This window comes from Kineosporia rhizophila, assembly GCF_021277265.1.
In the GTDB taxonomy this organism is placed as follows: Bacteria; Actinomycetota; Actinomycetes; order Actinomycetales; family Kineosporiaceae; genus Kineosporia; species Kineosporia rhizophila.
Window position 1 is genome coordinate 149,915 of the sequence record NZ_JAJSOH010000011.1, and the last position, 14,030, is coordinate 163,944.

Consider the following 14,030-nt stretch of genomic DNA (forward strand, 5'->3'; position numbering starts at 1 on the left):
GATCCCGTGGATCATGAGAGGCCGGACCCCACCCCCGGCGGCGGAGGAGGAAGTCAGGCGTGGCTGCGATGAGCTACATGGCCGAGCGGTGCGGGGCCTGGCCGGTCGGTGACGACCCGGACGCCGCGGCCCTGGAGTTCCGGCTGTTCTTCCCGGCCGGTGTCGACCCGGGCATCCAGTCGCTCGAGGTGACCGGCACGTTCGCCGCCCCCGGCGCTGCGCCCCTGCAGATGACCAGAGACGCGTCGGATCCCCGCGGGGAGTTCTGGACGGCCACCACCCCCGGCCCGGTCCCGGCCGGGTTCTACGAATACGCCTACGACGTACGCTTCCACAACGACAGCACCCGCCGGGTGGCCGACCCGTGTGCGCGCTACAGCGGCCTCGGTGAGCTTCGTTCCGGTGTGGTGGTCGGGGGCAGCAGCCCGGCCCAGAACACTGTGCGCCCCCTGGCCCACAAACGTCTTCAATTACAAGACCTGATCGTCTACGAACTGATGCCGGACGACTTCACCGCCGGCTACCGCGGCTCACGGGCCCCGCTCGACGCCGTCCACGACAAGCTCGACCACCTCGCCGCCGTCGGGATCAATGCCATCCTCTTCATGCCCTGGACGGCGTGGCGCAATCGCGACTTCGACTGGGGCTACGAACCGTTCCAGTACTTCGCGCTGGAGGCCCGCTACGCAGACGCTCCCGACACCCCGGCCGAGAAGCTCTCCCGCCTCAAGAACCTGATCAGCGCCTGCCACGACCGGGGTATCCAGGTGATCATGGACGGGGTGTTCAACCACGTCAGCCGCGAGTTCCCCTACCCGCAGCTGTACCAGGACCCGCAGACCTGCCCGTTCACCGCCGCGACCTTCGGCGGCTCGTTCACCGGGCTGCAGGATCTGGACTTCGCCGCCGAGTGCACCAACGACCTGGTCCTGGACGTGTGCACCTACTGGGCCGGGCAGTTCGGGCTGGACGGGATCCGGCTGGACAACACGGTGAACTTCTACGTGCCGGGCGACCTGCGCGGCCTGCCTCGCCTGCTCTCCTCGATGCAGGAGTGGCTGCAGGAGCGCGAGGAACAGAACTTCACCTTCACCGTCGAGCACATCGACGCCAGTGCGGTCACCTTGACCAACGCCACCGACACGCACAGCTTCTGGGACAACTCGCTGCACGAGCTGACGTTCGAGTGGCTGTGGACCGGTGGCTTCGACGAGCGGCTGCTGCCGGCCCTGAACAACCGCCGGTTCCTGCAGGACAAGCGCAAGGCGCCCACGCTGTACCTGAGTAACCACGACCACTCGCACGTGAACCAGAGAGCCGGAGCCAAGGACGAGGTCGGCGCACCGGGCAGTTGGTGGCGGGTGCAGCCGTACCTGATCGCGCTCTTCACCTCCACCGCGGTTCCACTGGTGCACAACGGGCAGGAGTTCGGCGAGGAGCACTACCTGCCCGAGAACGACCACGACACCGGCCGCCGGGTCACACCGCGGCCGCTGCGCTGGAAGATCGCCGGAGACCGGATCGGCCGCTCGCTCACCGCACTGCACGGCGCCCTGGCCCGGATCCGCACCCGGCACCCGGCCCTGCGCTCGGAGTTCATGTACCCGCGGTTCTGGCCGGAGGCCGACACCGGGCCCCGTCCGGAGGGGATCGGTGTCGACACAAACGCCCGCACCGCCGTCTTTCATCGGTGGGCCGGTGGTGCTCTGGTCGAGAACATCGTCGTCGTGCTCAATTTCGCCGATGTCGACCAGGTGGTGACCACTCCGTTCCCCCTCGACGGCACCTGGGTCGACCTGCTCGCGGGGGAGATCGACCCCGACCGGCCGTGGTCGGTGGAGGTCTCCGGCTTCACCGCAGCGGTCCCGACCCCCTCCCACTGGGGTCGGGTTCTCTGCCGTCTGCACGTGCCCTGACCTCGAGGTGAATCAGCGGGAGAGTCACGATGCTCATCAACCTGAACCGCAGTGGCGGTTTCGCCGCTGTTCCGGGGCTCGGCCGCAAACTGTCGGTGGACACCAGTAGCCTTCCCAAAAATGAGGCAGAACAACTGGAGTCGGCCGCACGGGCGGTCCTCTCCGGCCGGCAGCCGCCGGAACCGACACCACCCACCGCGGGTGACCGTTACACCTATCACCTGACCGTGCAAGAAGGATCAGCCAGTCACTCCCTGACCGTCACCGAGCCCTTCGAGGACCCGGCGATGGACACCCTGATCGACCTGCTGTCGTCCTGTTCGTGAGCCAAGGGGGAGCGAAATGAACGCAACAGAAAGAGCAGTCGCGCATCTGGGTCTGCACCACGTCCTTCCGCCCTACATCCTCGAGCGGATCGCCGAGAGCGGTCCGGCCGAGCTGCGTGAGGCCGCCCTGGTCGACCTCAGCATCGACCGGCAGCTGCGCAGCGCCCGGGTGGCCCAGCCGCTGGCCCGGTTCGGCACCGCCGCCGAGGCCCTGGACACCACGCCCAACCGCACCGTCTTCGACGCGGAGAACCGGCGTTCCCTGCCCGGCACCGAGGTGCTGCGCGAGGGCGGCGACCCGGTCCCCGACGTGGCCGTCACCGAGGCCTACGACGGTCTGGGCGCCACCTTCACGTTCTGGTGGGAGGTGTTCGGCCGCAACTCGATCGACGCCAACGGCCTCCCGCTCGACGCCACGGTGCACTACGGCCGCGACTACGACAACGCCTTCTGGAACGGCGAGCAGATGGTGTTCGGTGACGGGGACGGGGCCCTGTTCAACCGGTTCACCGTCTCGCTCGACGTGATCGGGCACGAGCTGGCGCACGGTGTCATCGGGGCCGTGCGCGACTTGGTGTACAGCCACCAGTCCGGCGCCCTCAACGAGTCCCTGGCCGATGTGTTCGGCAGCCTGGTCAAGCAGTACTCGGCCGAGCCCCGCCAGAGTGCGGAGGAGGCCGACTGGCTGATCGGGGCCGGGCTGCTCACCAGCGCCGTGCAGGGGGTGGCCCTGCGCTCCATGAAGGCCCCCGGCACCGCCTTCGACGACCCGAACCTGGGCCGCGACCCGCAGCCCGCCTCGATGGCCGACTACCTGGAGACGGACGAGGACAACGGCGGCGTCCACATCAACTCCGGCATCCCCAACCGCGCCTTCTACCTGGCCGCGGTCGGGTTCGGCGGCTACGCCTGGGAAAAGGCCGGCCGCATCTGGTTCGCCACCCTGTCCAGCGAGGAACTCACCACCACCGCCACCTTCTCTGAGTTCGCCACGATCAGCGTCGCCCGGGCCGAGGAACTGTTCGGCGCCGAGGGCCGCGCGATCGTCGAGAGCGCCTGGGCCGAGGTCGGGGTGGAACTGGCGGCCGCCGAGGACGGGCCGGAGGGTGACGCCAATAGCAGCGGGGCCAGCAGGATCGACCTGACCGGTGCGGACAACGGCGGGCTGACGTCGAGCAGCACGGAGGCCGTCCAGAACTGAGGCTGTCCAGAACCAAGGCTTTCCAGAACTGAGCTGGTTCGAAACTCAGCTGGCCGGCCGGTCTCTGAAGGGGCCTCTGGTGGTGGCTCTGGTCGGCGGGTGAAAGGCTTTGACGAAGAGGGACTGTCCGGTTGGCCGGGCAGTCCCTCTTCGCTTTGCGCATGCACTTGTCCCTCATGATGCCGAGCGTTCGGAGCCGGCTTCAGTAGCGGTCGGCAAGGTTGTCGGTGGTGGGGTTTAGTCTGGTTCTGTCGCGGTGGGGGCCGTAAAAGTGCCTACGTTCTGGGGGTGTTCACGTGGGAGCGCTGGCAGAAGGCAGCTTCGAGGGGCGTGTTCCAGGGCTGAGTGTGGGGGTGTTCGAATGGCTGCTGGAGGAGGTCGGCGCGCTGGCGGCTTCAGGGGGGCAAGTTGAGTCCGGCGGCGCATTTGAACCTGGCGGTGTAGCTGGGGCTTCCAGTGTGATGGAGTCTGAAGGTGTAACTGAGACAGTCGATAAGGCCGAGTCTGCCAATGTCGCCGAGTCTGCCGGCCCTGCCGAGCCCGCCGACCTTGCCGACCTTGCCGACCTTGCCAAGTCTGCGGACATCGCCGAGCTTGTCGGTCTCGCAGTGGCTGTCGACTTGGCCGAGTCAGCGGACCTTGCCGAGTCGGCCGCGCCGGTCCAATCTCCTGAACCTTCTGGCTCAGCCCAGTCCGCCCGGCTGTCTGAGCCGACCAAGCTCTTTGAATCAGCCGAGCCCGTCCCATCCGCTACGGCTCCTGTTTCGCCCGCGTCGTTGTGCCCCTCGGCCTCATCACGGCCTGAGACTAGCCCCGATGCGTGGGTTACCGGTCTGATGGCGGGGGAGCTGTTTATCCGGCGTCTCCAGGCGGCCCAGATGCGTGCTCTGGTCGCGGCCGTAGAGAGAGTTCCGGCCGTCCGCCGCCGTGGTGCCCGCGATGACCAAGATCCAGACGGCTCAGATGGCTCGGGTGGCTCGGACGGGCGCGATTCAGCCAGTTCGATCTCTTCGCGCCGGCTGGTGTCTTCGCGCCTGGCCCCGGAGATGAACTGTCACCCCCTCACTGCTGGCACCGAGGTGCAGACCGCGCTGGGGCTGGTGCACGATCTGCCGCGGATCTTCGCCCTGCTGGAGCAGGGGCGCATCGATGCCGGCCGAGCCCGTCTGGTCACGAGCAAGTTGCACACTGCGAGTGAGACCCGGCCCCAGCTCGAGCCGGGGAACGATGCTTGGCGGCTGCTTGAGGCGATGGTGGCGGCCCAGGCTCCGGACCTGACCTACGGGGAGCTGGATCGGCTGATCGTCAGGCTGCTGCTGCAGCTCGATCCGGACGGAGGGAACGACCGTCACGCCCAGGCCCTGCGCGGTCGGCACGTACAGGTCGAGGCCCAGCCCGACGGCATGGCCCTGATCACCGCCCTGGTCTCGGCCGAGGCCGGGCAGTTGCTGGACGGCTTCCTCGATGCGGCCGCCGACGCGGCCCGTGACCGAGCCGCCGAAGACGGTGTGCCGGACGGCCGTACACATGCCCAGCGGCGTGCGGACGTGCTGGCGGCGCTGGTGCATGCCCTGTCGGAGGGGGTGCACATTCCTCTGGTTCCCGACCCCCGCAACGAAGCACGCGACGAAGATCTGGCTGAGCAAACGGGTCAGGCAACCACCCTCCACCACAAGCCTTCAGCCAAAAACCTGCCCACAGACGAGCCTTCCGGGAAGGGCCCCGCCCACGAAGAGCCTTCCGGTGAGAGGTCGTGCCGCGGGGAGGCGTGCCGTGAGGGGGCGTGCCGTGAGGGGGCGTGCCGTGAGGGGGCGTGCCGTGAGGGGGGATGCCGCCAGGAGTCGTCTCGCGGGCAGTCGTGCCGCGAGGGGGCTTGCCGCCAGGAGTCGTCTCGCGAGCAGTCTTCCCGCGAGCAGTCCGCCCGTCAGGAGCACTCCCGCGAGCAACGCTGCCCCGAAGAGCCTCCCCATCAAACCGGAGCGCCGACCGCAGGTCCCGGCCCCGCCGCGCATCCGGACGCTCCGGCCGCCGAGGCCGAGCCAGCCACCGACGAAGAATGTGAAGCTCGCTCGGCTCAGTCTGGCGCAGACTCCTTCCGCTGGTACGAGGAGGAAGACGTGCAGCCGACAGCCGCCGACAACTACAACCCGTTGCGGGATCCGGGCTTTCCTCCGGTGCCACAAGGAATGATCCCGGCCTGGTGGGAGATTCCGAACCTGCCCCGGGGCAAGGGCCGCGGCGCGCATCTCGTAGTGACGATCACCGACGCCACCCTGCTCGGACTGGATCAGATTCCTGGTCTCCTACAAGGCCACGGGGTGATCAGTGCCGAGCATGCCCGCCGCTTGGCCGTCGCGCCGAGCCAAGTCACGCTCCTGGTGCTGCCGACCGCCTGCACTCACGCACCCCCTGACGCTGACGAGACCTCATGCCCGGTCGGCCTGGACCACCAGCAACCTCAGGCCGACCGCTACAGGCCGGGGCGGACCCTCACCAATCAGGTTGCCGCGCGCTACCCGGTCTGCACTTTCCCTGGCTGCAGCACCCCAGCCAGCCGCTGCGATCTCGATCATCTCCAGCCTTTCGAGCGTGGAGGGGTGTCGTGCGCCTGTAACCTGCACCCGGCCTGCCGGGGGCACCACCGCCTGAAGACCTTCGGGGGATGGCAAGCCCGCCCGGCCCGAGCCAGCGAGCCCTATCCACCAGGCACCATCATCTGGACCACCCCCGACGGCACCGGTCATGCGAGCTCGCCCGCGTGCCTGCCGGGTATGCCCGGCTGGAGTCTGCCCACCAAGGCCCCCGCGCTCCCGGCAGAGGACGAGACTCTGACACGGATCGACCTGATGTCCTCGGCCGAGCGCACGGCCCGTCGCACCCGCCGCTGGAGCCGTGATCTGCAGTGGCAGGCCGATCGCCAGGACCGGCTTCGACGAGCAGCAGCCAAGCAGTCCGCGAAGCAAGCAGCCAAGTCCGCGATCAGGCCACCCCTGGCTCGACCTCCACAGGCTCCCTGGGGTCAGGCAACCGGCGTCTTCCCTGAATACGGCGAGCCCCCTTTCTGAGGCTCGCTTCGCGACAGCACAGGAGCAGCTCGGGTAGTCGGGCGGCTCTCGTGGACGGCTGAGTGGGGCGCGTGTCTGCAATCGGGGAATCAGGCCAGGTGCACAGACGCCCGCGGAGGCTGGAGCTGGGGAGGGCTGAGCTTGGGCGGACTTGGGGAGGCTGAGCTAGGGAGGCTGGAGATGGCGGAGGGCGGAGCTTGGGAGGCTGGAGCAGGAGAGGGCTGGAGCTGGAGAGGGCTGGAGCAGGAGAGGGCTGGAGCTGGAGGGGAGCCGGAGGGTTGCAACCTGGGCGGGCTGAAGCAGGAGGACAGGAGGTGGGAGGGGCGGCCGTTAGATGGATCTGGCAGGAGGAGGACCGCGGCGGGGGGACTGCGGCGGGAGGGTGCTGGGGCAGGAGGGTGCTGGGGCAGGAGGGCTGGAGCTGGGGAGGGCCGGGAGGGGCGTCGGCAGGGCGCAAGGGCGCCGGACACGAGGGCGTGAGTGCCGGAAGGTGTGCCAGGAAAGGTGCGGCGGGCCGGGAAAGAGGTTCCCCGGCCCGCTGCGTGTGCCGACGTGCATGCACATCTATCGCCGGTGCTGGTGCGACTTGGTTTGGCGGCTGGACGGGTTCCAGCGTGCTGTTGGGCGGGTTCGGGCGTGCTGCCGGACGGCTCGGGCGTGCTGCCTGAGGCTTGAGCGTGCTGCCGGACGGCTCGGGCGTGCTGCCTGAGGCTTGAGCGTGCTGCCAGACAGTTCAGGTGTGCTGCCTGGTGACTCGTGCGTGCTACCGAACAGCTCAGGTGCCCCGCTGAACGGGCACGAGCGTGCTGGCAGCCAGCTCAGCTGCGCCGCCGGACAGCCACGCACACTGCCGGACGGCTAGGCGTACTGCCGGACGGCTAGGCGTACTGCCGGACGGCTAGGCGCACCGCCCGACAGCCAGGCGCACCGCCAGCCGGATCAGGCGTAGTACCAGACCGTCGGAGCCGTCGCCGAGCCCGGCCGCAGGTCGACGTGCTGCGCGTTGCCGTCTCCGCGGTTGATTCCGATGCCCGTGAAGATGCCCAGCGTCTTGATCCGGCGCAGCGACACGGTGTGCGGGATGTCGATCGCGTCGCCCTTGAGGTGCCGCGATGAGGACGCCCCGCCCACGTACCGGTTGTGCCCGGTGCAGCGGCACCACGACACCGGCGTGAGCCCGCGCGGGAAGAACGTCGTGCGCAGGGCCTCGGCGGCGATCACGGACTGCCGGGTGGGCCAGATCCGCCGGCAGTCGGTGAAGTTGCCCCCGCACTTGCAGCGGGCCTCGATGAACGAGAAGTGCGGCGACATGGTGGTCAGGCCGTCCTTGTCGCGCTCGTACGCCAGGTCGATCGCCTTGCTCGCCTTGGGGCCCAGGATGCTGTTGGCCACCGTCCCGTCCATCAGCGAGGGGCCGAGCTTGAACCAGCCGGTCTTGAACGCCCGGATGGCCTGGTCACGCTCGCCGGTGCTGCGGATCCGGAAGCCGAGGGAGCGCAGCCGCTTGGTCACCTCGGTCATGGTCAGCGAGGCCGCGTCCGGGGTGGGGGCGGCGGCGGTGCGCAGGTTCCGGGCCGCCGTGGCCTGCCGCAGGGTGGACAGCGGCAGGTACTCGTCGTCCCCCTCGTTGCGGGCGCCCTTGAAGATCGGTGCGTCGTCGGGCAGGCCCTGCTCGAGGTCCAGGGGGTCGCCGGAGACGTCGGAGCGGGGCGAGAACGGGTTGCGGTCGTTCGCGTCGGGGCTCTCCTCGCCGATCGGCCCGTCGTCCAGCCCGCTCGGGCTGTCGGGCACCTCGGTGGTGATGAGCCGGGGCGTGTCGTCAGTCTTCGTCGTGGCGTCGTCGGGGGTCACGGCGTACATGAAACGAGACCAGTGGTTGCGTGTGCAACGTATGCAACAGGTTTGTTAGCCGTGAAAGCACTGTGAGTATTGCGAATTACTCTGTGTCAGCACGGCATCCCGTGTCACATGTGAGACCGGTCACGGCTCCCCTGACAAGATCAACCGCTTCCCGTTGTCATCCGCCTACATCGACGCCCACGGCGTGCACCTGCTGTAGTTGGGCCGTTCCGGTGGGGCTCGTGTCCCCGTCGGTACGCCAGGCCGGGATCCGAGGCCAGACCCGAGGGAAGAGGGACCAGCGTTGAACAACGTCAGCCGCCGCACCCTGCTCGCCGCCATCACGGCGGGTGCGGCAGCAGTGCTGAACGGGTGCGCCCAGGCTCCGTCGTCGGCCGGCGGTGAGGGGGCCGCGTTCACGGCCTCGCCCGGCCTGGCGGCGCCGGGGAACTCCATCCCGCAGGTGACGGTGAAGGCCGCCTTCCCTCCCTGGGGCGACGAGCTGCTGGGGGTGGCCGGGATCGACGTGGGCTACTACAAGGCGGTGGGCATCTCCATCACGCCCGAGCCCTACGGCGCCCAGCAGGACCTCCTGAGCAATCTGACGCCGCTGGTCAACGGTCAGGTCGAGCTGGGCGGCGGTTACGTCCCGACGGTGGCCAACCAGATCGACAACGTGAAGAACGTGGTCGGGTTCGCGGTGAGCGACGTGTCGTACGTCTACCGGATCGTGGCGCCGAAGGGTAAGTACCGCACGGTCGCCCAGGAGATGGCCGACGGCAAGGACTTCACCGAGGCCCTGACCGCGGTGATGGCGCAGCTGAAGGGGCAGAAGCTGATCTGCGTGGACGGCGGCAGCCCGCTGTTCCGCAACACCGTGGCCGAGGCCGCCGGGCTGGACCTGGAGAAGGACGTCAAGATCGAGTTCCTGGCCAACCCGGACATCGTGAAGGCCGGGTTCGCGGGCAAGGCGGACTTCCTCTCGCCGTCGTCGGCCGGGTTCGTGGTGCAGCTGCAGCAGAACGGCTGGGAGCCGCTGATCGACCTGCGTCAGCTGATCGACAACCTGCCGCACGAGCAGACCGTGCCGCTGCGCTTCACCTACTCCGGGCTGGTCACCACCACCGAGTACGCGGAGCAGAACTTCGAGACGCTGCTGCGCTTCACCAGCGTGCTGTACCGCCTGATCGACGACCTGCAGGCCGACCCGGAGGAGACGGCGGGCCGCTTCGTCGAGTACCTGAACTCCTACACCGGCACCGAGATCACCGCGGCCGAGCTGGCCGGGACGTTCGACGACATCTACTCGTTGCGCAACTTCGAGGATGCGACGGACTTCTACACCGACAGCGACGACCCGTTCTTCTACGAGACGGTGGCCGAGGCCAACCTGGCGGTGCTGGCCGGTCAGGGCGTGATCCGGGAGGGTCACAAGCCCGACGAGCTGAGCATCGCGGGGAAGGTGTACGAGGCGCTGGTGCGCTACAAGAAGGAGGCGGACCGGGCTCTGGCCGCGGCGCCGGACGGGGACCTGAAGAAGAAGGCCCAGGAGCAGTACGACGGGCGTAACTACCTGGACGCCTACCGCTTCGCCGCCGCGGCTGCTGCCTGACCAGTCAGAGTTGCCTGACCAGCCAGAGCAGCCTGACCCCGCCAGAGCTGTCTGACACCAGCAAAGCAACTGCCAGAGCCGATTGAGGACGTCCGTGAGCCTGTCTGTCGAGAAGGTCACCCGGGGAACCGGGTCGGGTAAGCGTCAACCCCGCGCACTCGACCCGTTCCTCTGGGGGGCCACGGGCGTCCTCTGTTTCTGGGGTCTGTGGGAACTGGCCGCTCTGGCCACCGGCAACGACGCCGTCCTGCCCGGACCCCGCGTGGTGCTCTGGGAGTTCCAGCACGGCTTCCAGGGCGACCGGGGGCTGGAATACCTGGGCATCCGACAGTCCGGCTACGTGGTGAATCTGGCCTGGACGGTCGGCACCGCGGCGGGGGCATGGCTGATCGGCAGCACACTGGGCATTCTGGCGGGGTTGGCATCGGCCCGCCGGCAGTGGCTGCGTGACGTCACAGAGCCGGTTCTGTTCGTCTTCGGGGCCGTTCCCGTGCTCGTCGCGGCTCCGCTCTTCCTGGTCTGGTTCGGGGCCGGCCCCCTGAGCAAACTGGCGCTGGTCACGTTCTACTGCTTCGTCGTGGTGGGCGTGGTGGCGCAATCGGCGGCGCTCAACATTCCGCCCACCACCGAGGAATACGCGGCGACCCTCGGGCTGGACAACAAAGCCAGGTTTCGCGCGGTGGTGCTGCCGAGCGCCTTCCCGCCGATCGTGGCGGTGCTCCGGCTGGCACTGGCCACGGGGATCAGCCTGGAGGCGAGCGCCGAACTGCTCGGGTCCCGGGCCGGCGTCGGGCGGCTGATCGCGGTGCGGGCCCAGCAGGGAAACGTGGGCGCTGTATTAGCTCTGGCGATCGCGCTGGGGCTGGTGGCGCTCGTGCTGGACGTGCTGATCCGGGCTGCGGTGGCCCCGGTCCTGCGGTGGCAAGGATGACGGCCTTTGAGATCCGTGGGCTGACTGTGCAGTTCGGCCGGGGTGACGATTCCGTTGTCCCGCTGCGGGGTCTGGACCTGGACGTGCTGAATGGTCAGTTCCTCTGCGTGCTGGGGCCTTCCGGGCAAGGGAAGAGCACCTTGCTGCGGTGCCTGGCCGGCCTGCTTCAACCCACCGAAGGAAGCATCACGTCGCATGGCGTGGCCGTACAGGGACCGAGCATGTCCCGGGGCATGGTCTTTCAGCAGGACGCGATACCGGGCTGGCTGAGAGTGCGGGACAACGTGGCGCTCGGCCCCCGCAGCCGCAGGGTTCCCGAGAGGGACTGGCGTCCTCAGGTTGAGCACTTCATCGACGAGGTCGGCCTCAGGGGCCGAGAACGCGCCTGGCCCCGCGAGCTTTCCGGAGGTATGCGCAAACGGGTGGCGATCGCGGCGGTATTCGCCAACGACCCCGACATTCTGCTGATGGACGAGCCGTTCTCGTCGCTGGACCACCTCACCCGGGCGGGCCTGCACCGCACGGTTCTGAAGTTGTGGCAGGAGACCGGCAAGACCATCGTGTTCGTGACCCACGACGTGGACGAGGCGATCACCCTGGCCGATCGGGTGGTCGTGGTGGCCGGAGGGGGAGTGCGCGCCGACGTACCGGTCACTTTCGAGCGGCCGAGAGGTGAAGAGCTGCGGATGGACGCCGAGGCGAACGCTCTGCGATCGACGCTCCTGAAGTACTTGGCCGATCCCGAAGATGGCTGGGCCTGAAGATGACTGAACCCGACGTTGCTGCGCGGCGGTTCGGAGTAGCCCTGCGGACTCGGCCCCGCAACCGGGCCCTGTTGGCCGGCGTAGTCGCGGGAATCGTCCTCTGGCAGTTGCTCTCGCTCTTGGTCGGGGCCACCACCGAGCAGGGCCAGAACGTGGTGCCGCCGCTGCAGAAGATTCTCACCAGTGGCATCACCGGGCTGAGCCATTTCTACAAGGGGGGCTGGGGGCCGGCCACAACGCTCCAAGGTGCCGAGGACTCCGTCCCTCTGGCCGTTCTCGCCGTGGTTCAGAACAGCCTGGCCACCGCGGTGAGGGCCTGGAGCGGCTACCTCCTGGCGGTCGGGCTGGGCCTGCCGGTGGGGCTTCTCGTGGCCGGAGCAGCGCCGGTCCGCCAGGCCGTCAGCGGTGTCGCTGGGGTGCTGCGTATGCTGCCCGTGCTGGCCATGTCCCCGCTGTTCACCCTCTGGCTGGGCGCCACCACCTCGGCCAGCATCGCGTTCGTGACCTTCGGCGCCTTCTGGGTGATGCTGCTGGCCACCACCAACGCCGTACGCAACCTGCCGGCCCAGGTCACCGACTACCCCCGCACTCTCGGCCTGGGCCCGCTGCGGCTGCGCACGCACGTGATCCTTCCGGCCATCCTTCCCGGCCTGCGCGGCGCCCTGATGCTGGCCGCCGGCACGGCCTGGGCCTGTGTGCTGGCCTCGGAGTTGTACGGCATCCAGTCCGGCCTGGGCTGGGCCCTGAACCAGACGCTGCTCTTCTCGCTGGTGGATCAGATGGTGGTGGTGGCCGGAGTGTTCGTGGCGCTCTCCCTGGCCTCGCTGAGACTGGTCAATCACGTGACCGGGCGCCTCACCCGATGGAGTGAGTAGGACAGTCCCCTCCCTGCGGGACCTTAGTCACTACAGCCGGTAGGCGGCCTACCGCCAGGGTGTGTTCCATGGACGCCCTCGACCTGGCCAGATGGCAGTTCGGTGTAACCACCGTTTACCACTTCATCTTCGTTCCGCTGACCATCGGCCTGGCCCCGATGGTGGCGATCATGCAGACCCTGTGGCTGCGCAGCGGCGACGAGCGCTGGCTGCGGATGACCAAGTTCTTCGGCAAGCTCTTCCTGATCAACTTCGCGATCGGCGTGGTCACCGGCATCGTCCAGGAGTTCCAGTTCGGGATGAACTGGAGCGAGTACTCGCGCTTCGTCGGCGACGTCTTCGGGGCCCCGCTGGCGATGGAAGGCTTGGCAGCGTTCTTCCTGGAGTCCACCTTCATCGGGGCCTGGATCTTCGGCTGGGGCCGGCTGCCGGCCAGGGTGCACCTGGCCGCGATCTGGCTGGCCGCGATCGGGGTGAACCTGTCGGCGTTCTTCATCCTCGCGGCCAACTCGTTCATGCAGCACCCGGTCGGGGTCGAGCTGAACCCGGAGACCGGGCGGGCCGAGCTCAACAGCATCTTCGACCTGCTGACCAACAGCACTGTGCTGTGGGCGTTCCCGCACCAGATCACCGCGGCCTGGATGACCGCGGCCACCTTCGTGGCCGGCATCGCGGGCTGGTGGATGGTCAGGGACCGGGCGAGCAACCTCTACCGTCCGGTGTTCCGGCTGGCCAGTGTGGTCCTGCTGATCGCCGGGATCGGCGTGGCGATCACCGGGGACGGGCAGGCCAAGCTGATGTTCGAGCAGCAGCCGATGAAGATGGCGGCGGCCGAAGGGCTGTGCGAGACCGAGGACAGCGCCGGTTTCAGCCTTTTCGCGATCGGCAACCCGGGCCCGGGGCACTGCGACGTCTGGGCGGTGAGCATCCCCGGCGTGTACTCGTACCTGGCCACCGGCGACTTCGGGGCCACCGTGGACGGGGTCAACGACCTGCAGGCGGAGTACTCCGAGAAGTACGGCGACGGGCGGGACTACGTGCCCAACCTGGCCTCCACCTACTGGAACTTCCGGCTGATGATCGGTTTCGGCCTCGTGGCCGCCGCCTTCGGTACGGTCGGGCTGTGGGTGACCCGCAGGGACCGCACGCCCGGACGCTGGTTCGCGCGCTTCGCCCTGGTCGCCGTCCCGGCCCCGTTCCTGGCCAACCTGACCGGCTGGATCTTCACCGAGATGGGCCGCCAGCCCTGGGTGGTGGCACCCGCCCCGGACGGTGACCCGGCCATCCGGATGCTCACCGAGGACGGCGTCTCGATGATCGGCCCGTGGACGGTGGGCACCTCGCTGACCGTGTTCACCCTGCTCTACGGCGGGCTGGCGGTGGTCTGGTTCGGCCTGATCCGGCGCTACGCCGCGGCCGGGGCGCCCGAGGTGGACAGCCCGGACGAGCACGACGACGACGCCGACCGCCCGCTCAGCTTCGCGTACTGAAAGGCAGAGAC

Annotated in this window: 10 protein-coding genes; 9 read left to right on the forward strand and 1 reads right to left on the reverse strand. The window is 68.6% G+C overall.

From position 1 onward, the window contains the following. The first annotated feature begins 68 nt into the window (after window positions 1–68). The 4 genes from LWF15_RS17895 to LWF15_RS17910 all read left to right on the forward strand — a co-directional run bounded on the left by LWF15_RS17895 (window position 69) and on the right by LWF15_RS17910 (window position 6,508). On the forward strand, window positions 69–1,916 hold the full coding sequence (locus LWF15_RS17895) for an alpha-amylase family glycosyl hydrolase (protein ID WP_232812062.1): 1,848 nt from the start codon (window positions 69–71) through the stop codon (window positions 1,914–1,916). Window positions 1,917–1,945: 29 nt separating this feature from the next. Continuing rightward, window positions 1,946–2,242: a protealysin inhibitor emfourin gene (locus LWF15_RS17900; RefSeq protein ID WP_232811987.1), complete on the forward strand. Its 297-nt coding sequence runs from the start codon at window positions 1,946–1,948 to the stop codon at window positions 2,240–2,242. A gap of 16 nt (window positions 2,243–2,258) precedes the next feature. After that, the gene (locus tag LWF15_RS17905; RefSeq protein ID WP_232811988.1) at window positions 2,259–3,443 is read left to right on the forward strand and encodes a M4 family metallopeptidase; all 1,185 of its coding nucleotides are present in this window, start codon (window positions 2,259–2,261) and stop codon (window positions 3,441–3,443) included. An 836-nt stretch (window positions 3,444–4,279) separates the two neighbouring features. Beyond that, window positions 4,280–6,508 (forward strand): HNH endonuclease signature motif containing protein, encoded by a 2,229-nt coding sequence (locus tag LWF15_RS17910; protein ID WP_232811989.1) that lies wholly within the window; start codon window positions 4,280–4,282, stop codon window positions 6,506–6,508. 939 nt (window positions 6,509–7,447) lie between these two features. On the opposite strand, the gene LWF15_RS17915 is transcribed toward LWF15_RS17910, so the two are convergent. Beyond that, window positions 7,448–8,368 (reverse strand): D-Ala-D-Ala carboxypeptidase family metallohydrolase, encoded by a 921-nt coding sequence (locus LWF15_RS17915; protein ID WP_232811990.1) that lies wholly within the window; start codon window positions 8,366–8,368, stop codon window positions 7,448–7,450. Window positions 8,369–8,651: 283 nt separating this feature from the next. On the opposite strand from LWF15_RS17915, the gene LWF15_RS17920 reads away from it, so the two are divergent. The 5 genes from LWF15_RS17920 to LWF15_RS17940 all read left to right on the forward strand — a co-directional run bounded on the left by LWF15_RS17920 (window position 8,652) and on the right by LWF15_RS17940 (window position 14,019). Next, a complete protein-coding gene (locus LWF15_RS17920) occupies window positions 8,652–9,959 on the forward strand; it encodes an ABC transporter substrate-binding protein (RefSeq protein WP_232811991.1) in 1,308 nt (435 codons plus the stop codon). A gap of 94 nt (window positions 9,960–10,053) precedes the next feature. Beyond that, the gene (locus tag LWF15_RS17925; protein WP_232811992.1) at window positions 10,054–10,890 is read left to right on the forward strand and encodes an ABC transporter permease; all 837 of its coding nucleotides are present in this window, start codon (window positions 10,054–10,056) and stop codon (window positions 10,888–10,890) included. Beyond that, on the forward strand, window positions 10,887–11,651 hold the full coding sequence (locus tag LWF15_RS17930; protein WP_232811993.1) for an ABC transporter ATP-binding protein: 765 nt from the start codon (window positions 10,887–10,889) through the stop codon (window positions 11,649–11,651). The genes LWF15_RS17925 and LWF15_RS17930 overlap by 4 nt, the downstream gene beginning before the upstream one ends. A gap of 2 nt (window positions 11,652–11,653) precedes the next feature. Then, complete coding sequence (locus LWF15_RS17935) at window positions 11,654–12,529, forward strand: ABC transporter permease (protein ID WP_232811994.1); 876 nt, start codon at window positions 11,654–11,656, stop codon at window positions 12,527–12,529. Between the two features lie 68 nt (window positions 12,530–12,597). Further along, the gene (locus tag LWF15_RS17940) at window positions 12,598–14,019 is read left to right on the forward strand and encodes a cytochrome ubiquinol oxidase subunit I (RefSeq protein WP_232811995.1); all 1,422 of its coding nucleotides are present in this window, start codon (window positions 12,598–12,600) and stop codon (window positions 14,017–14,019) included. Window positions 14,020–14,030 lie beyond the last annotated feature (11 nt).